This is a genomic window from Blautia sp. Sow4_E7 (assembly GCF_052116245.1).
Classification (GTDB): Bacteria; Bacillota; Clostridia; order Lachnospirales; family Lachnospiraceae; genus Blautia_A.
This window is the reverse complement of record NZ_JBQKLL010000150.1, coordinates 1-444: the sequence shown is the minus strand read 5'-3', so window position 1 is coordinate 444 and position 444 is coordinate 1. Positions and strand designations below refer to the sequence as shown.

General features: G+C 36.7%; 1 protein-coding gene. It reads right to left on the bottom strand.

What is annotated here, in order from left to right:
- Nucleotides 1-78 precede the first annotated feature (78 nt).
- A complete protein-coding gene (locus ACTQ50_RS19805) occupies nt 79-333 on the bottom strand; it encodes a hypothetical protein (protein ID WP_441485580.1) in 255 nt (84 codons plus the stop codon).
- Nucleotides 334-444: the final 111 nt, after the last annotated feature.

Sequence of the window (444 nt, the reverse complement as noted above, 5' to 3'; positions counted from 1 at the left end):
ATGTCCCCTGACGAATTCGAAAAACTGTATGAAAGGGTGAATGTTCTGCCGGCTGCTTAGCTGGCGGAACCTCTCATTTTAATCTGTACTAAATCTTGACATAAGACCATTTAAATACCTATCCAGAATAGAAATTAACTTTTGTTCATCTTCCTTGGGATAGCTAAAATCACCCAAATGTGAATTTCCTTCTGTAGATTGAATATCTATTCCATATTTCTCGCCAATCTCTTTAACCATCAACTTAATATCTCTATGTTCAGCCAGTTTTTGAATAGCTTTATTTTCATCCTCAGATTTCTGATAATCGACTATAGAAAAATTATTATACATTGATATTGTCAATATTGGTTGACACATTTATCTCAAAGATATCACTGCCTATGCAGCCAGTCCCAGAGATTCGTAGTATCTCTGGCGCTTGATCATCGGAGGAAGCCCACC

Bases quoted from the DNA above. Each gene is read 5' to 3' on its own strand.
- ACTQ50_RS19805 (WP_441485580.1), bottom strand. From the start codon at position 333: ATGTATAATAATTTTTCTATAGTCGATTATCAGAAATCTGAGGATGAA.